The 21,171-nt window shown below is 73.8% G+C and carries 23 protein-coding genes; 18 read left to right on the forward strand and 5 right to left on the reverse strand.

The features are described from left to right. Positions 1-49: 49 nt before the first annotated feature. The 7 genes from clpB to ND486_RS07770 all read left to right on the forward strand — a co-directional run bounded on the left by clpB (position 50) and on the right by ND486_RS07770 (position 7,122). On the forward strand, positions 50-2,683 hold the full coding sequence (clpB, locus tag ND486_RS07740) for an ATP-dependent chaperone ClpB (RefSeq protein ID WP_251783402.1): 2,634 nt from the start codon (positions 50-52) through the stop codon (positions 2,681-2,683). Between the two features lie 50 nt (positions 2,684-2,733). Continuing rightward, positions 2,734-3,063, forward strand: a complete 330-nt coding sequence (locus ND486_RS07745) for a YbaB/EbfC family nucleoid-associated protein (protein ID WP_062398799.1) — start codon at positions 2,734-2,736, stop codon at positions 3,061-3,063. Continuing rightward, positions 3,060-3,392 (forward strand): hypothetical protein, encoded by a 333-nt coding sequence (locus ND486_RS07750; RefSeq protein ID WP_251783403.1) that lies wholly within the window; start codon positions 3,060-3,062, stop codon positions 3,390-3,392. Before ND486_RS07745 ends, ND486_RS07750 begins: the two co-directional genes overlap by 4 nt. Then, positions 3,389-4,297 (forward strand): hypothetical protein, encoded by a 909-nt coding sequence (locus tag ND486_RS07755; RefSeq protein ID WP_251783404.1) that lies wholly within the window; start codon positions 3,389-3,391, stop codon positions 4,295-4,297. The genes ND486_RS07750 and ND486_RS07755 overlap by 4 nt, the downstream gene beginning before the upstream one ends. Before the next feature lie 74 nt (positions 4,298-4,371). Continuing rightward, entirely contained in the window at positions 4,372-5,019 is a 648-nt protein-coding gene (locus tag ND486_RS07760) for a hypothetical protein (RefSeq protein ID WP_062403935.1), read from the forward strand. A 96-nt stretch (positions 5,020-5,115) separates the two neighbouring features. Continuing rightward, positions 5,116-6,084, forward strand: a complete 969-nt coding sequence (locus ND486_RS07765) for an SDR family NAD(P)-dependent oxidoreductase (protein WP_251783405.1) — start codon at positions 5,116-5,118, stop codon at positions 6,082-6,084. A 30-nt stretch (positions 6,085-6,114) separates the two neighbouring features. Next, complete coding sequence (locus tag ND486_RS07770) at positions 6,115-7,122, forward strand: adenosine deaminase (RefSeq protein WP_251783406.1); 1,008 nt, start codon at positions 6,115-6,117, stop codon at positions 7,120-7,122. 1 nt (position 7,123) lies between these two features. On the opposite strand, the gene ND486_RS07775 is transcribed toward ND486_RS07770, so the two are convergent. Next, positions 7,124-8,722 carry an NAD(P)/FAD-dependent oxidoreductase gene (locus tag ND486_RS07775; RefSeq protein ID WP_251783407.1) on the reverse strand — a complete coding sequence of 533 codons (1,599 nt, stop codon included), beginning with the start codon at positions 8,720-8,722 and terminating at the stop codon, positions 7,124-7,126. Positions 8,723-8,874: 152 nt separating this feature from the next. On the opposite strand from ND486_RS07775, the gene ND486_RS07780 reads away from it, so the two are divergent. The 3 genes from ND486_RS07780 to ND486_RS07790 are packed head-to-tail and all read left to right on the forward strand — an operon-like array spanning position 8,875 to position 10,849. Continuing rightward, positions 8,875-9,648: an SDR family oxidoreductase gene (locus tag ND486_RS07780; protein ID WP_251783408.1), complete on the forward strand. Its 774-nt coding sequence runs from the start codon at positions 8,875-8,877 to the stop codon at positions 9,646-9,648. Beyond that, positions 9,645-10,205 carry an orotate phosphoribosyltransferase gene (gene pyrE, locus ND486_RS07785; protein ID WP_062398785.1) on the forward strand — a complete coding sequence of 187 codons (561 nt, stop codon included), beginning with the start codon at positions 9,645-9,647 and terminating at the stop codon, positions 10,203-10,205. The genes ND486_RS07780 and pyrE overlap by 4 nt, the downstream gene beginning before the upstream one ends. After that, the gene (locus ND486_RS07790) at positions 10,202-10,849 is read left to right on the forward strand and encodes an RNA methyltransferase (protein ID WP_251783409.1); all 648 of its coding nucleotides are present in this window, start codon (positions 10,202-10,204) and stop codon (positions 10,847-10,849) included. Before pyrE ends, ND486_RS07790 begins: the two co-directional genes overlap by 4 nt. Here the strand turns inward: ND486_RS07790 and ND486_RS29645 are convergent, their stop codons facing one another. From ND486_RS29645 to ND486_RS07805, 3 genes are all read right to left on the reverse strand, one after another. Beyond that, a complete protein-coding gene (locus ND486_RS29645) occupies positions 10,850-11,842 on the reverse strand; it encodes a VTT domain-containing protein (protein WP_308215821.1) in 993 nt (330 codons plus the stop codon). It lies immediately after the preceding gene. Between the two features lie 69 nt (positions 11,843-11,911). Further along, the gene (locus ND486_RS07800) at positions 11,912-12,256 is read right to left on the reverse strand and encodes a hypothetical protein (RefSeq protein ID WP_208822261.1); all 345 of its coding nucleotides are present in this window, start codon (positions 12,254-12,256) and stop codon (positions 11,912-11,914) included. Then, positions 12,253-12,984: an RNA polymerase sigma factor gene (locus ND486_RS07805; RefSeq protein WP_083474417.1), complete on the reverse strand. Its 732-nt coding sequence runs from the start codon at positions 12,982-12,984 to the stop codon at positions 12,253-12,255. Before ND486_RS07805 ends, ND486_RS07800 begins: the two co-directional genes overlap by 4 nt. A gap of 150 nt (positions 12,985-13,134) precedes the next feature. On the opposite strand from ND486_RS07805, the gene fbaA reads away from it, so the two are divergent. The 7 genes from fbaA to ND486_RS07840 all read left to right on the forward strand — a co-directional run bounded on the left by fbaA (position 13,135) and on the right by ND486_RS07840 (position 19,096). Continuing rightward, a complete protein-coding gene (fbaA, locus tag ND486_RS07810) occupies positions 13,135-14,163 on the forward strand; it encodes a class II fructose-bisphosphate aldolase (RefSeq protein ID WP_062398779.1) in 1,029 nt (342 codons plus the stop codon). 71 nt (positions 14,164-14,234) lie between these two features. Further along, the gene (locus ND486_RS07815; protein WP_251783410.1) at positions 14,235-14,648 is read left to right on the forward strand and encodes a DUF3151 domain-containing protein; all 414 of its coding nucleotides are present in this window, start codon (positions 14,235-14,237) and stop codon (positions 14,646-14,648) included. Positions 14,649-14,653: 5 nt separating this feature from the next. Next, entirely contained in the window at positions 14,654-15,799 is a 1,146-nt protein-coding gene (locus tag ND486_RS07820) for an aromatic acid exporter family protein (RefSeq protein ID WP_251783411.1), read from the forward strand. Positions 15,800-15,919: 120 nt separating this feature from the next. After that, positions 15,920-16,597: a 1-acyl-sn-glycerol-3-phosphate acyltransferase gene (locus ND486_RS07825; RefSeq protein WP_062398772.1), complete on the forward strand. Its 678-nt coding sequence runs from the start codon at positions 15,920-15,922 to the stop codon at positions 16,595-16,597. 119 nt (positions 16,598-16,716) lie between these two features. Further along, positions 16,717-17,208, forward strand: a complete 492-nt coding sequence (locus tag ND486_RS07830; protein WP_308215827.1) for a DUF3558 family protein — start codon at positions 16,717-16,719, stop codon at positions 17,206-17,208. Between the two features lie 128 nt (positions 17,209-17,336). Continuing rightward, positions 17,337-17,669: a hypothetical protein gene (locus ND486_RS07835; RefSeq protein WP_251783414.1), complete on the forward strand. Its 333-nt coding sequence runs from the start codon at positions 17,337-17,339 to the stop codon at positions 17,667-17,669. Positions 17,670-17,677: 8 nt separating this feature from the next. After that, on the forward strand, positions 17,678-19,096 hold the full coding sequence (locus ND486_RS07840) for a WXG100 family type VII secretion target (RefSeq protein WP_251783415.1): 1,419 nt from the start codon (positions 17,678-17,680) through the stop codon (positions 19,094-19,096). On the opposite strand, the gene ND486_RS07845 is transcribed toward ND486_RS07840, so the two are convergent. Then, positions 19,097-19,678 carry a hypothetical protein gene (locus tag ND486_RS07845; protein ID WP_251783416.1) on the reverse strand — a complete coding sequence of 194 codons (582 nt, stop codon included), beginning with the start codon at positions 19,676-19,678 and terminating at the stop codon, positions 19,097-19,099. It lies immediately after the preceding gene. A gap of 204 nt (positions 19,679-19,882) precedes the next feature. On the opposite strand from ND486_RS07845, the gene ND486_RS07850 reads away from it, so the two are divergent. Next, on the forward strand, positions 19,883-21,157 hold the full coding sequence (locus ND486_RS07850; protein ID WP_251783417.1) for an adenylosuccinate synthase: 1,275 nt from the start codon (positions 19,883-19,885) through the stop codon (positions 21,155-21,157). The last annotated feature ends 14 nt before the right edge of the window (positions 21,158-21,171 follow it).

The raw sequence follows: 21,171 nt of genomic DNA on the forward strand, positions 1-21,171 counted from the left end.
CCCCATCCACAGACCATCGACCTCAGAAGGACCGGGAGGAACGCGGAGCATGGACTCCTTCAACCCCACCACCCGTACCCAGCAGGCCATCTCCGCCGCCGTCCAGGCCGCGACGCTGGCCGGGAACCCCGATGTCGGGCCCACCCACCTGCTGGGCGCCCTGCTGGCCCAGGGCGACGGCATCGCCGCGCCGCTGCTGGCCGCCGTCGGGGCGGACGCGGCCGCCGTCCGATCCGAGCTGACCGCGCTGGGCAACCGGCTGCCGTCGGCGTCGGGGTCGTCGGTGAGCGCGCCGCAGCTGTCCCGGGACGCACTGGCCGCGATCACCGCGGCGCAGCAGCTCGCCACCGAGATGGGCGACGAGTACGTCTCCACCGAGCACCTGCTCGTCGGCCTCGCGCGCTCCGGGGGCCCGGTCGCCCAGCTGCTGGGGCGTCACGGCGCCACGCCGGACGCGCTGCGCGAGGCGTTCGGCAAGGTCCGCGGCTCGGCCCGGGTGACCAGCCCGGACCCCGAGGGCAGCTACCAGGCCCTGGAGAAGTACGGCCAGGACCTGACCGCCCGGGCGCGCGAGGGCGAGCTCGACCCGGTCATCGGCCGGGACACCGAGATCCGCCGCGTCGTCCAGGTGCTGTCGCGGCGCACCAAGAACAACCCGGTGCTGATCGGGGAGCCGGGCGTCGGCAAGACCGCGATCGTCGAGGGCCTGGCCCAGCGCATCGTGGCCGGTGACGTCCCCGAGTCGCTGCGCGGCAAGCGCGTCGTCTCCCTCGACCTGGGGTCGATGGTGGCCGGTGCGAAGTACCGCGGCGAGTTCGAGGAGCGTCTCAAGGCCGTCCTGAAGGAGATCACCGACTCCGCGGGCGAGGTCGTCACCTTCATCGACGAGCTGCACACGATCGTCGGTGCGGGCGCGTCCGGCGAGGGCGCGATGGACGCCGGCAACATGATCAAGCCGATGCTCGCCCGCGGTGAGCTGCGGATGGTCGGCGCGACCACGCTCGACGAGTACCGCCAGCACATCGAGAAGGACCCGGCGCTGGAGCGTCGCTTCCAGCAGGTGCTGGTCGGCGAGCCGTCCGTCGAGGACACCGTCGGCATCCTGCGCGGGCTCAAGGAGCGCTACGAGGTGCACCACGGCGTCCGCATCACCGACGCCGCCCTGGTCGCCGCGGCCGCCCTGTCGGACCGCTACATCACCGCCCGGTTCCTCCCGGACAAGGCCATCGACCTCGTCGACGAGGCCGCCTCCCGGCTCCGGATGGAGATCGACTCGCGCCCGGTGGAGATCGACACCGTGGAGCGGGCCGTCCGCCGCCTGGAGATCGAGGAGATGGCGCTCGACAAGGAGGTCGACGCGGCGTCGAAGGACCGGCTGGTCGCCCTGCGCGCCGAGCTGGCCGAGAAGCGCGAGGAGCTGGCCGCGCTGACCGCGCGCTGGCAGAACGAGAAGAGCGCCATCGACGTCACCCGCGAGCTCAAGGAGCAGCTGGAGCAGCTGCGCGGCGAGTCCGAGCGGGCCGAGCGCGACGGCGACCTGGGCCGGGCCGCGGAGCTGCGCTACGGGCGCATCCCGCAGCTGGAGAAGGAGCTCGCCGCCGCCACCGAGACGGTCGAGCGCGCCGAGGACGTGATGCTCAAGGAGGAGGTCGGCCCGGACGACGTCGCCGACGTCGTCAGCTCCTGGACCGGCGTGCCCGCCGGCCGGATGCTGGAGGGTGAGACCGCCAAGCTCCTGCGCATGGAGGACGAGCTCGGCCACCGGGTCGTCGGCCAGTCCGAGGCCGTGCGCGTGGTGTCCGACGCGGTGCGCCGGGCGCGTGCCGGCGTCGCGGACGAGAACCGGCCGACCGGCTCGTTCCTGTTCCTCGGGCCCACCGGCGTCGGCAAGACCGAGCTGGCCAAGGCGCTCGCGGAGTTCCTGTTCGACGACGAGCGGGCGATGATCCGCATCGACATGAGCGAGTACTCCGAGAAGCACTCGGTGGCCCGCCTCGTCGGTGCCCCTCCCGGCTACGTCGGCTACGACCAGGGTGGTCAGCTCACCGAGGCGGTGCGGCGGCGGCCCTACAGCGTCGTGCTGCTCGACGAGGTCGAGAAGGCCCACCCGGACGTCTTCGACACACTCCTGCAGGTGCTCGACGACGGCCGTCTCACCGACGGCCAGGGCCGCACGGTGGACTTCCGCAGCACGATCCTGGTGCTGACGTCCAACCTGGGCAGCCAGGCCATCGCCGACCCGTCCCTGGACGAGAAGGGGCGTACGGACGCCGTCATGGCGGTCGTCCGGTCGCACTTCAAGCCGGAGTTCCTCAACCGGCTCGACGACGTCGTGGTGTTCCACGCGCTGTCGACCGAGGAGCTGACCCACATCGTCGACATCCAGGTCGGGGTGCTGGGGCGCCGGCTGGCCAAGCGGCGGCTGTCGCTGGAGGTCTCCGACGCGGCCCGCGAGTGGCTCGCCATGAACGGGTTCGACCCGGTCTACGGCGCGCGCCCGCTGCGCAGGCTGGTGCAGTCCGCGATCGGCGACCAGCTCGCCCGCGAGCTGCTGTCCGGCGGCGTCCGCGAGGGCGACACGGTCCGGGTCGACCTGGACCCGTCGGCCGACGGCGGGACCGGCGGCCTGGTCGTGGGCAAGGCGGTCGGGGCGGCCGACCCGGCGGTCGCGATCGCGAACTGATCCACCGGTTCGCCCGTGGGCCCCGGCGGTGCACGTCATCGTCGGGGCCCATGGAGCACTTCACCGCCGAGCAGCCGCACGCGGGACGGACCTGGCTGGACGAGTACCGCACCCGCATCGAGTCGATCCGGGTCCGGGCCGAGCAGGCCCGGGACCGGGTCGCGACGGTGACCGCGACCGCACGCACCCGCGACGGTGCGGTCGTGGTCACCGTCGACCCGTCGGGGAGCCTCACCGACCTGCAGCTCGGCGTGCGCGCCGAGGAGATGCCGCGGGCCCGGCTCGCCGAGACGGTGCTGCGGCTGAGCCGGGAGGCCGCGGCGGACGCGGCGGCGCAGGTGGAGGCGATCATGGCACCGCTGACGGGGGCCGGGCGGTGACGGACACCGGTTTCTCCGTCGACCCGACGAGACTGACCGACCACTCGCGCCGGGTGTCCGCGCTGGCCGAGGCGACGGCGGCCGCGGTGCCGCGCTGGACGGACCTCTCCCCGGACGCCTACGGCGTGCTCGGCACGGTCCTGACGGGTGCGCTGCTGGCGCCGACCACGATCGGCGCACGGCAGGTGGCCCGAGGGGCCGAGGCGCTCGCGAGGGTGGCGGGCGACCTCGCCGAGTCCGCCGCGTCGTACCGGACCTTCGACGCCGACCTGACCGCCGAGGTCTGCGCAGTCGACGTCGGTCCGTCATCCGCCCGGAGCGGATCGTGAGCGCGCCGACCCCGCACCTGTTCGACGCGCCGCCGCCCACCGGCGAGGACCTCGTCGACGACCGGTTCGAGGGCGCGGGCATCGCCTCGTCCTTCCACGACATGGGCAAGGCCGTCGACGGGCAGGACGGCCTGGGCATCGTCTCGGCCGGAGCCGCGCTGGCGCTGGACCACGTCAGCGTCGTCCAGGACCCGGTGGCCGCCCTGGGCTCGGCGGTCGCCGGCTGGGCGATGGAGCACATCGAGGTCCTGCGTGAGGTGCTCGACGTCCTGTGCGGCGACGGGAAGCAGATCGGGGAACGGGCCGACGGCTGGGCCCGGTTGTCCCGGCACCTGGAGGGCCGGGCCGAGGAGCTGGACCGGGCGATCACCGACGTCCCGGCCGTCTGGACCGGTGCCGCGGCCGGGGCCTACCTCGCCGCCGCCACCCGGCAGGTGACGAGCCTGCGGGAGCTGGCCGGTGACACCCGGGAGCTGGCCGGGCTGGTCCTGGACTCGGGGGTCCTCGTCGGGACCGAGCGGGCACTGATCCGCGACGCCATCGCGGACTTCCTGGGTTCCATCCTGTCCAGGATCGTCCTGGCCACCGCGGTCACCGTCGCCACGGCCGGCGCCGGGGCGGTGACGGTCCCCGCCGTCGTCCTCGAGATCGTGCAGTTCGCCCGCACGCTGGTCGCCCGGCTCGAGGAGATCCTCCGGATGCTGGAGGACGCCGCGGGCACCGCCACCCGGATCGGGCAGAGCCTGCAGACGCGTTCGCCGTCGAACGCGGTCCGTGCCTCGCGTGCGGAGTCCGCGGGCGCCGTCGCCCTCGACGCCGTCGTCGAGAGCCAGAAACAGCAGGCGTCCGCCCGCGAGACCGTTGCGGAGTGGGACGGGCCCGTCCCGACGGCGCCGGCCGGCTGATCCGCGACGAACGTGCACGTCCGGAGCCGTGGCGCTACCACTCCACGGGGCCCGTCGGGACTACGCTGCCCGGCATGTCGGTCTGGTTCGTCATCGCCCTCGTCGCGATCGTCGTCGGTGTCGGTCTGCTGCTGTTCGACCGGTTCCGCGGGGGCGCGACGCGGGACCGCCGCCGCTGGGCGTCGATGCGGGAGTGGGAGTACCTCGAGTCCGATCCCGTCCTGCCCAGCCGCTGGCGCTACGGGACGATCCACCAGGGCGGCCCCGGTGTGGCCCGCAACCTGGTCTCGGGCGACGTCCCCACCCCGGACGGCCCGCGCAAGGCCTACGCGTTCGACCACGAGCAGGCCGGCCGCATCAGCTCGGTGCTCTGCGCGGTGCAGGTGCACGAGTCGCTGCCCGCCGCCGTCGAGCTGCGGCTGCCGTCGGCCCCGCTGCCCGACGACGCCGGTCTCGACCTGCTCGAGCCGGTCGGTGAGCGCTACGCCTTCGTCAGCGACGCCGACGCCGTCCGCCCGCTGCTGACCCCGCGCGTCGCCGACGCCAGCGACGCGGTCGGCGAGGACGTCGAGCTCCTCTGGGCCGAGGACGCCTGGGTGCTGGCCGCCGCGCCCGTCGGCATCTCCGCCGATCGGATGCAGGACCTGCTCGCCGATCTGGCCGAGGTCGCCACCGCTCTGGAGGAGGGGCTGCACGCCCGTCGTCCCGCGATCGAGTCCTGATCTGCGGGTATCTACGCAGCGTTGATCCACCGCAACGCGATGTGACCACCCGAACGCGTTAAGCCGAACGGGTACCGCTAGCCTGATCGTGTGGCTATGGCTCTCATCACCGGCGGCGGTACGGGTCTCGGCGCGGCTCTGGCCGACCGACTGGCCGCGCGCGGACACGACCTCCTGCTCGTCACCCGCGATCCCGAGCGGGTCGCCCCCACCGCCCGGGAGCTCGCCGCCCGGTACGGGATCCGCGCCGACGTCCTCCTCGCGGACCTCGGCACCCGGCACGGCCTGTTCCGGCTCGAGGCCTTCCTCGCCGGACCGGAGGCCCCGGCCGTCGACGTCCTCGTGCACGACGCGCTCGCCGACGCGGCCGGCGCCGCACCGGACGCCGGGCGGGCGAGCGTCGACCTCGGCATGACGGCGACGATGCGCCTCACCCACGCCGCGCTGCCCGGTATGCTGCGTCGCGGCACCGGCGGGATCGTCGCGATCGGCGGGGACGAGCGGTCGGCCGCGTGGGCGGTCTCGTTCGTGACCTCGCTCGCCCCGACCCTGACCGGCGACGTGCACGTCGTCGCCGTTCGCGGCGACGACCGGCCGGAGTGGACCGCCGACGCCGCCGACGCGGTGGTCGACGACCTCGACGCCGGCCTCGTCGTGAGCGCTCCGCAGAGCGGCCCGGCCCGCCCGGGCCCGGCCCGGCGCGCCGTCGCCGCGGGTGTCCGTGCGGCCCGGCGCGGCGCCGAGCTGTTCGCCGACGCGACCTGGGAGCCCACCGGCGCCGCGGCCGTCGCCACCCCGGCCGCGGCGATCCCGGCCGCCCCGTCCGCCACGCCCGAGGAGCTGCTCGGCGGTGCCGGGCACCGGGAGCCGTCCCGGCTGCCGGACCTGCCCTCCCGCCCGGGCGCGGGGCGCGCCGTCGTCGCCGCCGGGGACTGCGGGCGGCACTGGGCCGCCGGTCCGGTGCGCACCGCGGCGCAGCGCGCCCGCGCGAGCGCCGCGGCCCGCGACCGATCCCGTGGCCACCAGGTCTCGGCCTACATGACGTCGACGGTCACCAGCTCCTGACCGCGCGGGACGGCACGGGATGATGTCCCGGTGACGACCACCGGGACCCCGCCGCTGCCGAAGGCCGAGCTGCACCTGCACATCGAGGGCACGCTCGAACCCGAGACCGTGTTCGAGCTGGCCCGGCGGCACGACGTCGCGCTGCCGTACGCCTCGGTGGAGGAGCTGCGGGCGGCCTACGACTTCACCGACCTGCAGTCCTTCCTGGACGTCTACTACGCCAACATGGCCGTCCTGCGGACCCGCGACGACTTCGCCGCGCTCGCGTCGGCGTATCTGCGGACCTGCCCCGAGCAGGGGGTCCGGCACGTCGAGATGTTCTTCGACCCGCAGGCGCACACCGCCCGCGGCGTCGCGATCGCCGACGTGATCGGCGGGCTCACCGACGCGATCGAGCACCACGCCGACGACGTCTCCGCCGGGCTGATCCTCTGTTTCCTGCGCGACCGGTCGGCCGCCGAGGCGGAGGAGACCCTGCGGGCGGCGGAGCCGTACCTGGACCGGATCGTCGGGGTCGGGCTCGACTCGGCCGAGGTCGGGCACCCGCCGTCGAAGTTCACCTCGGTGTTCGAGCGGGCCCGCGGGCTCGGGCTCAAGCCGGTCGCGCACGCGGGGGAGGAGGGCCCGGCGGGCTACGTGACCGAGGCCCTCGACGAGCTGGGCGTGCTGCGTGTCGACCACGGCATCCGCGCGATCGAGGACGACGCCCTCGTCGCCCGCCTGGTCCGTGACCGCACCCCGCTGACGGTCTGCCCGCTGTCCAACGTCCGGCTCGCCTGCGTCCCCGGCATCGGGCTGCACCCGCTGCCGGAGATGCTCGCGGCGGGGCTGAACGTGTCGGTGCACTCCGACGACCCCGCCTACTTCGGCGGCTACGCCGACGCGAACTACGCCGCGGTCCGCGAGGGCCTCGGCTTCACCGACGACCAGCTCCGCACGCTGGCCGCCAACTCGTTCACCTCGTCGTTCCTCGACGACGAGGCCGTGCAGCGCCTGCTCGGCGAGGTCGCCGACTGGGGGGCCGCGGCCGGCGGGTGAGTCAGGCCGTCGCGGCGAGCCGGACCGGGCGCAACGGGTGCAGCGGGCGCCCGGCACCGGTCCGGCCCCGCTCGACGTCGAACGGCGACAGCCGGAACCGGCGGGTCCGCAGCTGGTACTCCGCGGTGTTGGCCGGCCACATGACGACGTTGACGCCCTCGTCGTTCTGGTAGTAGCTCGCGCAGCCGCCGGTCTCGTACACGGTGCGGGCCGAGCGGCGCCGGATCCGCCGCGTCCAGCGCTCCTCGACGGCGGGCTTCACGTCGAGCGCGCGGATGCCTTCGGCCGCCATCCGGCACACGGCGTCGGCGACGTAGCGGGCCTGGGCCTCGGAGAACAGCAGCGTCGAGCTGGCCCCGCTGGTCGCGTTCGGACCCTGCATGAGGAACAGGTTCGGGAAGCCGGGGTAGCTCATCCCCAGGTAGGCGCGTGGGTAGGCGCCCCAGTGGTCGTGCAGCGTCCTGCCGTGGGCGTCGTGGATGCGGCGCGCGATCGGGGCGGTCGCGCCGACCTCGAACCCGGTGGTCAGCACGATCGCGTCGACCTCCGCGCGGCTTCCGTCGCCGGAGACGACGGTCCGCCCCTCGACCCGGGCGAGCCCGCCGGTGTGCAGCGTCGTGTTCGGCGCGCTCATCGCGGGCAGGTAGTCGTTCGAGACCAGCGGCCGCTTGCAGGCGTAGTCGAAGTCGGGGGTCAGCCGCGCGCGCAGCCGCGGGTCGGGCGTCTGGGCGGCGAGATGCCTGCGGCCGACCCGGGTGAGTGCCTCGCGCAGCAGCCGCGAGCGACGGGTCGCGGCGAGCAGCTCGGCGCCGACGTAGATGACGTCGAACTGCATCCGGCACAGCAGCGGGTTCGCCGCCAGCGCGCGACGGGTGCGCTCGCCGACGGGCCGCTCGGGCTTGGGCAGGATCCAGGCCGGGGTGCGCTGCAGGACGTGCAGCTCGGTGACGCGCGGCTGCAGCTCGGGGACGAGCTGGATCGCCGTCGCCCCCGTCCCGACGACCGCGACGCGCGAGCCGGTGAGGTCGGTCCCGTGGTCCCAGCGGGCCGAGTGGAACACCGGGCCCGGGAAGTCGGCGAGGCCCTCGACGTCGGGCAGCTTCGGGTCCGCGACCAGACCGGCCGCGCTGACCAGCACGTTCGCGGTGAACTCCCCGGACGGCGTCGCGATCCGCCAGTGGGCGTCCGCGGGGTCCCAGCGGGCGGAGAGCACGTCGGCGTCGAAGCGGACGTGGTCGAGCAGGCCGGTCGAGCGGGCCAGGCGCCGGGCGTAGTCCTGCACCTCGTGGCCGGGCGCGTAGAGGTCGCTCCAGTCCGGGTTGGTCATGGCGCGCAGCTGGTACAGCGGCGACGGCGTGTCGACGCCGACACCGGGGTAGGTGTTGTCGCGCCACACCCCGCCGACGTCGTCCGCCCGCTCCAGCAGGACGAAGTCGTGCACACCCCGCCGTAGCAGGGCCAGGCCCACGGCGAGTCCGGTGAACCCCGCCCCCACGACGGCGACCCTCGAATGACGGGGCGACGGGCCGCTCGGCACGTCGGAGGTGCCGGGGGAAGCGGGATCGACCGGCCGCTGGATCGGCAGCGCCTCGGACGTCATGGTCTCGACGGTAAAGGCTTCATGGTGCACCGGCACGCGAGAGCGGCCCGTCTCACGAGGTCGTCGCACACCCCTGTCGCACGGGTCACACCCGACCCGTCGGTAACCGTCGCGCCTGCGCCGGTCGGGTGCGGACGCACTACGCTCCCCGCGTGCCCTCCGTCATGATCACGGGCGCGTCGTCGGGGATCGGGGCCGCGTTCGCCGATCGGCTCGCCGCCGACGGCCGCGACCTCGTGCTCGTGGCGCGCGACGCCGACCGCCTCCGGACCGCCGCGCAGCGCTACCGCGACCTCGGTGTCGCCGTCGAGGTGCTGCCCGCCGACCTGTCGGACCCGGACCAGCGGGCCCGGGTCGTGCGCCGCCTCGCCGACCCCGACGTCGCGCCGGTCGACCTGCTCGTCAACAACGCCGGGCTCGCGCTCGGCGCCACCTTCCTGGAGAACGACGCCGCCGACCTGGCCCGCCAGCTGCAGGTGAACGTGGCCGCCGTGCTGGAGCTGACCCGGGCCGCGCTGCCCGGGATGGTCGACCGCGGCACCGGAGCGGTGCTGAACGTCGCGAGCGTCGCGGGCTTCCTGGCCGGGCGCGGCTCCACCTACCCGGCCGACAAGGCGTGGGTCATCTCCTTCACCGAGGGCGTCGCAGCGTCGCTGCAGGGCACCGGGGTGCGCGCGATGGTGCTGTGCCCCGGCTACGTGCGCACCGAGTTCCACGAGCGGGCCGGCATCGACGTCGGCGCCCGCCGCGGCCCGCTGTGGCTGGAGGCCTCCCGGGTCGTCGACGAGGCCCTCACCGACCTCGACCGGGGCCGGGTCGTCTCCGTGCCCTCCAGGCAGTACAAGGCGATCGTGGGGGTGACCGGGGTGCTGCCCCGGGGCCTGCTGCGACGCATCACGGCGACGTTCGACAGGGACCGCACATGAGCTCCGCACACACCGACCGCTCCCGCCTCGCCGCGCTGGTCCGGGAGATCGCCGTCGTCCACGAGCGGGTCACGCTCTCCTCCGGCGCGGAGGCCGACTACTACATCGACCTGCGCCGCGTCACGCTGCACCACGAGGCGTCCCCGCTGATCGGACGGCTGCTGCGCGAGCTCACCGCGGACTGGACCTACCGGTCGGTCGGCGGGCTGACGCTCGGCGCGGACCCGGTCGCGACGGCGGTGCTGCACGCGGCGGCGGCCGAGCCGGACACCGACCCGGTCGACGCCTTCGTCGTCCGCAAGGAGACCAAGAAGCACGGCATGCAGCGGCTCATCGAGGGCCCGGACATCACCGGCCGCCCGGTGCTGGTCGTCGAGGACACCTCCACCACCGGCGGCTCGGTCCTGACCGCGGTCCGGTCGGTGCTCCAGGCCGGCGCCGACGTCGTCGGGGTGTGCACCGTCGTCGACCGCGACACCGGCGCCCGGCAGGCCGTCGAGGCCGAGGGCGTGCCGTACCGCGCGCTGCTGGGGCTGGCGGACCTGCAGCTGGGATGAGCGAGCCCGGGCCCAGCGAGTGGTCGGTCCCCGGCCAGGTCGGGGTCGGCCCGTGGGCCGGGCCGTGGCCGCAGGGCGACCGGTGGGACCCGGAGCTGCTGGAGCAGGGGGACCGGCGCAACGTCGTCGACCGCTACCGCTACTGGCGCCGCGAGGCCGTCGCGGCGGATCTCGCGCGGCGGGCGCACCCGTTCCACGTGGCGATCGAGAACCTCGGCCACGACCACAACATCGGCACGGTGGTGCGCACGGCGAACGCCTTCGGCGTCGCCGGCGTGCACATCGTCGGGCGACGCCGGTGGAACCGTCGCGGCGCGATGGTCACCGACCGCTACCTGCGGCTGCACCACCACGCCGAGGCAGGCGGGCTCGTCGCCTTCGCCCGGGAGCACGGCCTGGCCGTGGTCGCGGTGGACAACGTCGCGGGCGCGGCCCGGCTGGAGGCCACGTCGCTGCCGCGGGACTGTGTACTCGTGTTCGGCGCCGAGGGCCCCGGGCTGTCACCGGAGCTGTGCGACGCCGCGGACCTGGTCGTGTCGATCGCCCAGTTCGGCTCGACGCGCTCGGTCAACGCCGGCGTCGCGTCCGGCATCGTGATGCACAGCTGGATCCGCGAGCACGCGGACCTGTCCGAGGCCTGGTGATCAGTTGCCGTGCCGGGGCGGCATGGCGGGGCGGCCGGTGGTGTGGCGGTACGGCGGCTCCACGGCGCCGGGCTGCGGGCGCCCGGGTACGGCGCCGTCGGGGCCGTACCCGCCCGGCTGCGGGCCGGGATCGGCGTAGGGCGACCGCGGGGCGCGACCCGGCTGCGGGCCGGGCTGCGCGGAGGGCGGGCCCTGCGGGACCGGGCCGTCACCGACGGCGGGCATCCGCATGGTGACGGCGGCCGGGTCGTCCTCACGCTCCGGTGCGGTCCCGCCGACGGTCGCCACGGCCGCACCGGTCGCGGCGCCCGCGACGCCGTCGACCGGGCCGGCGGGGCCCCCGCGCCTGGACGCGGCCCGCGCCCGCAGCACCTCGAACACGATCGGCAGCACGGAGATCAGCACGATCGCGATGAGGATCAGGTCGATGTGCTCGCGGACGAACGCGAACTGGCCGAGGAAGTAGCCCAGCACCGTCACGCCGGCCGCCCACGCGACGCCGCCGATCAGCGAATACGTCAGGTAGCGCTTCGGGTCCATCCGCGCGACGCCGGCGCTCACGGTGATGAAGGTCCGCACGATCGGCACGAAGCGGCCGAGGACGATGGCCCGGTTGCCGTACTTCTCGAAGAACTCGTGGGTCTTCTCGACGTGCTTGGGGTTGAACAGCTTCGACTTCGGCTTGTCGAAGATCGCCGGGCCGGCGCGGTAGCCGATGCCGTAGCCGACGGCGTTGCCGGCGAAGGCGGACACCACCAGCACCAGGCAGACCAGCCACAGCGGCACGCCGATCGCGCCCTGCGCGACGAACAGGCCCGCGGTGAACAGCAGCGAGTCGCCCGGGAGGAAGAACCCGAGCAGCAGCCCGCACTCCGCGAAGATGATCGCAGCGACGCCCACCAGGGCCCACGGACCCAGGGACTCGATGATCACCGCCGGGTCGAGCCAGTCGGGACCGAGGGCGAGCGTCTGCGTCGCGGCGAGAACCGTCACGTCGGGAAACGGTACCGGCCGGGTGATGTGGATCGACGTGGCCGTCGCTGTGGGGGTGCTGTGAGCGGCTCAGCCGAGGGCGGGAAGCGCACCCGGCAGGAGCACCGACACCAGCGCGAGACCCCCGCCGAGCAGGGCACCGAGGAGCAGCGCGATCACCGCGGCCCAGACGATCTGGCCGGTCGCCGAACGGGCGGGCTCCGGCGCCGGGGCCTGCTGCGGCCGGCGCTGCGGGGGCGGCCCGGGACGCGGGACCGGCGGCGGGAGCCGGCCGGGGACGCGCGGCGGCACGGGGGCCGGGCCCGCCGCGGGGCGTTGCGGCATCGGGCGCCCGCGGGCCTGCGCCTGCAGCGCCTCGCCGATCCGGCGGGCGGCGTCGTCGCGGCCGGGCTGCGGCGGCTGGGGGCCGGTCATCGCAGCTCTCCCGGACGCCGGACGGCCTCGGTCCCGGCCCGCTCGGCCATGATCCGGGCGACGGCGTCGAGCGCGCGGCTGGCGGTCGACTTCACCGTGCCCCGGCTCATCCCGGCGGCCTCGGAGATCTCGGACTCGGTGAGCCCGCCGTAGTAGCGCAGGACGAGGACCTCGCGCTGGCGCGGTGGGAGCTGGCCCAGCGCGTCGACGACCGACTGGTGCTCGGCCGACAGCATGGCCAGCGACTCCGCGGAGCGGGCGTTCGCCGCGTGCGGCGGCACGTACTCGCGTGCCGTGCGACGGCGCCGCAGCACCGACCGGGACCCGTTCACCACGGCCGCACGCAGGTAGGCGACGGCGGCCGTCTCGTCCCGCAGGCCGGTCCAGTGCCGGTGCAGGCCGGTGAACGCCTCCTGCACCACGTCCTCCGCGGTGGCCGGGATGTCCACCAGCAGCATCGCGAGGCGCATGAGCCGCAGGCGGTGGTCGCGGTAGAGGTCGGCCAGAGTCAGGGGTGTCTCCGGGCCCTGCCGGGCCCCGGAACCACCCGGCCCGTCGACCGGTGCCGCCGCCGTGCCCGGGGCGAACGGGTGCGGCCCGGTGCCCGCGGGCGCCGGTCGGCTGTCGATGGCGCGCAACCGGCCCAGCGTCCGGTCGACGGCGTTCTCGGCGCGCTCCTCCTCCACGCCCACCACACTAGCGACCACCACCGACAGGCTCCGCAGCATTACCCGGTGCAGCGGTCGACGGCGTCGCCCGTGGTGAGACCAGGCCCATTCCGACGATGGCTCCCCCTTCCCCGCGGGTACGTGATACTCACCCGGAGACAAGGAGCGCTGCGCGGAGCAGCGACCGCCGACGACGAGGAGGCAGGCCCCGTGCCCATCGCCACGCCCGAGATCTACAACCAGATGCTGGACAACGCCAAGAGCGGCGAGTTCGCCTACCCGGCGATCAACGTGACCAGCACCGAGACCCTCAACGCGGCGCTGCGCGGGTTCGCGGAGGCAGGCTCCGACGGCATCGTGCAGGTCTCGACCGGTGGCGCGGAGTTCCTGTCCGGCACCCGGGTGAAGGACATGGTCACCGGCTCGGTCGGCCTCGCCGAGTTCGCGCACGTCGTCGCGGACAAGTACCCGGTCAACATCGCGCTGCACACCGACCACTGCCCCAAGGACAAGCTGGACTCGTTCGTGCGTCCGCTGATCGCGATCAGCCAGGAGCGCGTGGACAAGGGGCAGAACCCGCTGTTCCAGTCGCACATGTGGGACGGCTCCGCGGTCGAGCTCGAGGAGAACCTGAAGATCGCGGCCGAGCTGCTGGAGCAGGCGGCCAAGGCGAAGATCATCCTCGAGGTCGAGATCGGCGTCGTCGGCGGCGAGGAGGACGGTGTCGCGAACGACATCAACGACAAGCTCTACACCGCCCCCGGCGACTACGAGCGCACCGTCGAGGTCCTCGGCTCCGGCGACAAGGGCCGTTACCTACTGGCCGCGACCTTCGGCAACGTGCACGGCGTCTACAAGCCGGGCAACGTCAAGCTCCGCCCCGAGATCCTCAAGCAGGGCCAGGAGGTGGCCGTGCAGAAGCTGGGGCTCGACGCCGGCGCCAAGCCGTTCGACCTGGTCTTCCACGGCGGGTCCGGCTCGCTGCTCGAGGAGATCCACGAGGCTCTGGGCTACGGCGTCGTGAAGATGAACGTCGACACCGACACCCAGTACGCCTTCACCCGGCCGATCGTGTCGCACATGTTCGCCAACTACGACGGCGTGCTCAAGATCGACGGCGAGGTCGGCAACAAGAAGGTCTACGACCCGCGCTCGTACCTGAAGAAGGCCGAGGTCGGGATGAGCGAGCGCGTCATCGAGGCGTGCGAGTCGCTGAAGTCCGCCGGCAAGGCCCTCTGAGTCCTCCTCCGGATCCTCGTCGTGTGCCCACCGGTTGGCGACGACCGGTGGGCGCGCGCCAGGATGGCGGCATGAGTCTGCACGGCAACCTGCTCGAGCCCGACGACACGCGCCTCCCGGTCGACCCCGCCGCGGCGGACCTGACCGCGGGCAAGGACCCGTCGGAGGTGGCGGCGGGGTCGCCGTCGTCGTCGATCGCCTGGGCGGTGCTCGCCGAGCGCGCCCTCGACGCCGGGGAGACCGTCGCCGCCTACGCCTACGCCCGCACCGGCTACCACCGCGGCCTGGACCAGCTGCGCCGCAACGGCTGGAAGGGCTTCGGTCCGGTGCCGTGGTCGCACGAGCCGAACCAGGGCTTCCTGCGGTCGTGCGGCGCGCTGCTGCGCGCCGCCACGGCGATCGGGGAGGCCCCCGAGGTCGAGCGCCTGCGCACCCTGATCAACGACTCGGACCCGGAGGCGCTCGCCGCCCTCGGCGTGTCCTGACGCCGGTGGCCGCGTGGGACCGGGTCCGCTCACGCGGCCGGGCCGGTGCCCGGCGCGTCCGCGCGTCGTGGCTGCCGATCCTGCAGTGCTCCATGGCCGCCGGCCTCGCCCTCTGGGTGGCCGGTGACCTGGTCGGTCACACGCGGCCGTTCTTCGCGCCGATCGCGGCGGTGCTCAGCCTGGGCATGTCGCTGAACTCGCGGCTGCGCCGCACGGCCGAGCTCGTCGTCGGGGTGAGCATCGGTGTCCTGGTCGGCGACCTGCTGATCGCGCAGATCGGCAGCGGACTCTGGCAGCTGGTGCTCGTCGTCGCGCTCGCGCTGGTCATCGCGGTGTTCACCGACGGCGGGACCCTGTTCGTCAACCAGGCCGCGGTGTCCGCGGTGCTGGTGACGACGCTGCTCCCGCCCACCGAGACCGGTGGGATCGACCGCTGCATCGACGCCCTGATCGGCGGCCTCGCCGGGATCCTGGTCGCCGCCGTCATCCCCGCGCACCCGGTCCGGATCGTGCGCCGGGTCGCCCGCCGGGTGCTCGACGACCTCGTCACCGTGCTCACCGAGACCGCGACGGCGCTGCGCGAGGGCGACCGGGAGAGCGCGTCGCGGGCGCTGGCCCGGGCCCGCGACACCCAGGCCGTCATCGACGAGCTGCGCACGGCGGTCAGCTCCGCGGGCGAGGTCGTGACGGTCTCACCGATGCACCGGCCGCGCCGGGCCATGCTGCGCCGCTACCGGACGCTCGCCGAGCGGGCCGACTACGCCCACCGCAACGCCCGGGTGCTCGCCCGGCGCGCGATGACCGCGATCGAGGACGGCGAACCGGTCCCGCCCGGTCTGCCGGACGCGATCACCGAGCTCGCCGTCTCCGTCGAGGCGCTGATCGGGGAGCTCGGGCAGGACGGCGACCGCGAGAAGGCGCGCGGCCCGATCCTGGAGGCCGTGCAGCACGCACCGGTCCTCGCCGACCCCGGTGCGGTCGTCGCCCGGCCGGCGGAGGGACAGCCGGCCGCGGCGCCCGCGGTCTCGGCGCCCGTGCTGGTCGCCCAGGTCCGCTCGATCGCCGTCGACCTGCTGCAGGCGACCGGGATGACCCGCAGCGAGGCGCTGCGTGCGTTGCGCGGGCAGCTCACCGATCCTCACGGGGACTGAACGGGCGGAAGGGCTTCCGTCACGGGCCGGTCACGGAGCAGAATCGGGCCTCGTTCGGCGCCGGGACGTCGGTCCCCCCTGCACGGAGTTGTGGACGTCGCTCACTGATCGGGGTTCACGGTGCAGCTGTTCATCCGCTACGTCCTCGCGCCACTCGTCCGGCTCGTGTGGCGGCCCCGCGTGCGCGGCGCGGACCGCATCCCGGCCACCGGACCGGTGATCCTCGCGGCGAACCACCGCGCGGCCGTCGACACGGCGTTCATCCCGCTCGTCGCCCCGCGCAAGGTCGCCTTCCTCGGCAAGGCCGAGTACTTCACCGGCCGTGGTCTGCGCGGACGCCTGATGGCCGCCTTCCTCGGCGCCCTCGGCTACATCCCGGTCGACCGGTCCAACGCCCGCGCCGGCCTCGCCGCGCTCGCCGCGGGGCGCAAGGTCCTGGATCGCGGCGGTGCGTTCGGCATCTACCCGGAGGGCACCCGCTCCCTCGACGGCAAGCTGCACCGCGGCCACACCGGCGTCGCGTCGCTGGCACTGTCGACGGGGGCGGTCGTCGTGCCGGTCGGCCTGATCGGGACCGAGCGCGTGCAGCCGATCGGACGACTGTTCCCGCGCCTGGCCCGGGTCGAGATCCGCTTCGGACGGCCGCTGGAGTTCAGCCGCTACGAGGGACTGGAGGGCGCTCCGGCGATCCGGCGCGCGGTCACCGACGAGATCATGGACGCCATCGCGGACCTGTCCGGGCAGACCTATGTGGACAGCTATCACCGGCGCCCGGACGACTCGGCCGCCGCGGCCTGACCGGAACGGGCCCGGTGGCGACGGTGGCGGGCTAGCCTGCTGCGGTCCTGTTCCTGTCCGGGGGAGCGTCGCCGGTGGTCCGACTCGTTGTCGTCCTGCTGTTCGTGTGCGGGGTGGTCGTGGGGTGTGGGGCTGCGGAGCCGGAGGGGCCGTTTCCGCCGCGGCCGGCGGAGATCGACGTGAGCAAGCTAGACCTCTGCTCTCTGCTGACTCCAGCTCAACGTGCCCAGCTCTCGGTGGACGAGGGCGAGCCTGGAAACGTGGTACTTCCCGAGGGCCCCAGTCGTACCTGCACATGGCCTGACAACGACGCGGTCATCTCCTATGCGGTGCAGACCATCAGCGAACCTGCCTCGGCTGCAGTGGGTGCTTCGGATTCGTCGTCGGACATCATCGGCGGCTTCGGTGCCGTTCGAGTCACGGCTGATGCCGAATCGACGCCATTGTGCGAGTACTACATGGACGCCGGAGACGCAGACACGCTCCGAGTGCAGGTGCAGGCTGTCGGGTACGGGGATGACGGCAAGCCTCTCGCGATGACACGCGTATGCGAACAGGCACGCTCACTCGCCGGATTCGTGGTCGAGAATGCCAGGACCGGACACGGGTGACGATGTCGGGCGGTTCGCTTATGCGAACAGTCCGTCCCGATCCACCTCGGACGCCATCTGTAATGGCTAGCGTCCGCACGATGGACGTTCCAGCACGACACCCCCAGGGCCTGGCGTCGGACTCTTTCATGGCCCAGATCGACGTCGACAACGTGCTGCAGGTCAAACGCCTGTTCGACGAGCGTGTGGATGCAGCGCGGCGGACGCTTGCGGGCTCGGTGGCTCTGCGTGCCATGCCCCCGTGTGCCGATGACCCGGTATCCAAGGACGCTGTGGTGGTCTTCCAGCCCAAGGTCGATGCCCTCCGTAAGACGCACTCCGACTACGTCAACGAGTTGATCGAGGCCCGAAACAGGTTGGTCAAAGCCGTCGAGGAATACGGCCTCACGGAGGACGAGAACGCGGCGTCCTTCTCCGGTTCCTCGGGGCTGCAGTATCGCGGTCCTCACGTCACCCGCTGAGGACGACGATGGCGCTGCCGCGTTGCTACGCATTCGAAGCCTTCGACATCGCCACGAAGGCGGCCTGGATCCTCGACAAGCCTGGCGCCGAGGCCATGCGACAGACCTCCGATGGTCTCCGCAAGCTCGTCGACGACATGGCGACCACCAAGCAGACCCTCGACCGCGGCATGGCCGATCTCGGCATCTCGTGGCAGGGCCCCGCCGCCCGGGCCGCCCAGGAGTCCCTGGACCGCACCGCCACCGGCGTCGACGGCACCGCGAACGTCGCCCGGAACGGCGCCGACCGCATGCTCGACCACGGCAGCGCGTTCGAGCGCATGCGCGGTCAGGTCCGCTTCATGGACCCCGCCGAGTTCTCCTGGATCCAGCGCGCGGGCGACAACATCAGCGAGGCCTGGCAGTCCCTCCGGGGCAGGGGCGCCGACCACGTCACCATCGCCGAGCACAACCAGATCAACGACGAGGTCGCGAACCGCGCGCTCCAGAGGTACGAGTCCGAGACCTCCGCGATCGACGACCGCTTCACCACCGAGGCGGCCGCCGCGCCCCCGCCCGCGACGTCTCCGGGCGTGACGCCGGGTCCCGGCGGTCCGCCGGGACCGCAGCCCGGCGTCTCCGTCGCTCCGGGTGGAGGCGGACTTCCCGGCCCGACACCGGGTCCGGCCGGCGTCGGGCTTCCCCCGGTCGGGTCGGCCTCGCAGCCGGTGTCGGCGCCTCCCGGCTCGTCGGGCGGCGTCGGTGCGGGCGGCGGCCCCGGTGGTGGCGCCGGTGCCGGTGCCGGAGGCGGTGGCGGGCCCTCGCCCGTCGTCCCGCTGCCGAGCGGTCCGGCGTCCTCGGGCGCCGGTGGAGGCGGTGCCGGGGCGCCGGGCTCCCGCATCCCGCCCGTTCCGGACCGCGTTCGGACCCCGACCCCGGCGCCGGACGCCGCCCGTACCCGCGAGGACCTCGCACGCCGCTTCGGCGACCAGGCACGTCGGCAGCAGCTCGTCCGCCCCCTCACACAGACCGGCCCCGCCCCGCAGACCCGCTCCGGCAGCGGGACCGGGCCGTACGGAGCCGGTTCCGCAGCGGGCCGCGGCGCCCTCGGCGCCCCGTTCGGCGAGTCCCGCGGCACCGCGCGGCTGCCGGGCGCGGCGACCGAACCGTACGGACCCGGCGGTCGCGGTGGGGCCGGGGCGGCGTGGGGCACCGAGCCCCGCACACCCGGGCCACGGAGCGGCGGCGCGCCCGAGCCGTGGACCGGCGCCAAGGCGGCGGAGGCTCGCGGCGGGGCCGGCTACGGCCCGATGGCAGGCGGCGTCCCGGGCGGTCGCGGCGAGGGTCGGGACCACCGCAACCGCTATGTCGTCCCCACCGACGAGGTGTTCGACGTCGGGATCACCGCGACCGACGCCGTGCTCGCCCCCGAGGACCCCGGGCGCTGATCAGCCCGGCAGCACCGGCCGCCACGGCTCGGTGTGCCGGTACCAGGCCCACCGCTTGATCTCCCGTGGGTGCGCGACGCCGTCGCGGACGGGCGTCGCACCGGTCGTCCCGATCTGGATCGCCCGCCCGGTCGTGCCGGTCACCCCGCGGCCCGCCCGCACGTGCACGCCCTCGGGCCCCGCGTCGACGACGAGCATCTTCACGCGGCCGTGCAGCACGCGCGTCGCGTCGCAGTAGGCCTCGCCGTAGAGGTCGGGGATCTCCCCGCGGCCGGCGAGGACGCCGCCGTTGTCGTCGCGCACCAGCGGCATCTCGCGCGCGGTGCCGGACCGGGCGAGGGCGACGGCGTCGTCGAACCGGGTCGGGACGCCCCAGTTCGCGGCGGCCCGCGACCGTCGGGACACCGGCAGGTAGGCGACCTCGGTCGCCAGCGCGTCCCGCCGGAGCAGCCGGAGGAGCACGGCGGCGAGGTCGGCGTCGTCGCCGTGCACGATCAGGCGCGGGACGGGGAGCAGGCCGTCGATCTCGGCCTTGCCGGGGCGCGGACCCACGGTGACCGAACGCACCGCGGGATCGGACACCAGCGACGACGGTGGGCGTTCCCGACGCGCGCCGGGCCGGATACCGTGGAAGGGAAGCCGGTGACGCCGCTGCGGCAGGCAGTCGAGGAGAACCGCTTCGGGATCGGTCGGAACCACTGATCGAGTACCCTCCTCGCCGCGGAAACCGGAAATCACGCCCGGTCCCGCGACCGTGACGAGCGTGTGTGAACTGGAGTCTCTTACATGCCCGCAATCGTGTTGATCGGCGCCCAGTGGGGCGACGAGGGCAAGGGCAAGGCGACCGACCTGCTGGGCGGGCAGTTCGGCTGGGTCGTCCGCTACCAGGGCGGCAACAACGCCGGGCACACCGTCGTCACGCCGGACGGCCGCGACTTCGCGCTGAAGCTCATCCCGTCCGGGATCCTGTCCCCGGGCGTGAAGAACGTGATCGGCAACGGGGTCGTCGTGAACCCCGAGGCGCTGATCGAGGAGAAGGCCGGGCTGGAGCGGCGCGGCGTCGACACCTCCGGCCTGCTGATCTCGGCCGACTCGCACCTGATCATGCCGTACCACGTGGCGATCGACCGGGTCACCGAGCGCTACCTGGGCAAGGCCAAGATCGGCACGACCGGTCGCGGCATCGGCCCGGCCTACCAGGACAAGGTGGCCCGGGTCGGCGTCCGCGCCGCAGACCTGCTCGACGAGAAGATCCTGCACCAGAAGGTGGAGGCGGCCCTCGAGCTGAAGAACCAGATCCTGGTCAAGGTCTACAACCGGCGCGCGCTGGACTTCAACGAGGTCGTCGACACCGTCCTGGAGCAGTCGAAGGAGTTCGCCGACAAGATCGTCGACACCCGGCTGCTGCTGAACGAGGCCCTGGAGCGCGGTGAGACGCTGCTGCTGGAGGGCTCGCAGGGCACCCTGCTCGACGTCGACCACGGCACCTACCCCTTCGTGACCAGCTCGAACCCGACCGCGGGCGGCGCGTCGGTCGGTTCCGGCATCGGCCCGAACAAGATCACCCGGGTGATCGGGATCCTGAAGGCCTACACGACCCGCGTCGGCTCCGGTCCGTTCCCGACCGAGCTGCACGACGAGATGGGCGAGTTCCTGCGCAAGACCGGCGGCGAGGTCGGTGTGAACACCGGCCGTGCGCGGCGCTGCGGCTGGTTCGACGCCGTCATCGGCCGCTACGCGGTGCGGGTCAACGGCATCACCGACCTCTTCCTGACCAAGCTGGACGTGCTGTCCGGGCTGGAGTCGGTGCCGATCTGCGTCGGCTACGAGGTCGACGGCCACCGCGTCGACGAGATGCCGATGACGCAGACCGGCTTCCACCACGCCGTCCCGGTCTACGAGGAGATGCCCGGCTGGGTCGAGGACCTCTCCGGTGCCCGCACCTGGGAGGACCTGCCGCCCGCCGCGCAGGCCTACGTGCAGCGGATCGAGGAGCTCACCGGCGCGCCGGTGTCCGCGATCGGCGTCGGCCCCGGGCGGGACCAGACGATCACCCGCTGACCGGCTGCGCCGGC

The organism is Pseudonocardia sp. DR1-2 (genome assembly GCF_023717215.1).
GTDB lineage: Bacteria > Actinomycetota > Actinomycetes > Mycobacteriales > Pseudonocardiaceae > Pseudonocardia > Pseudonocardia alni.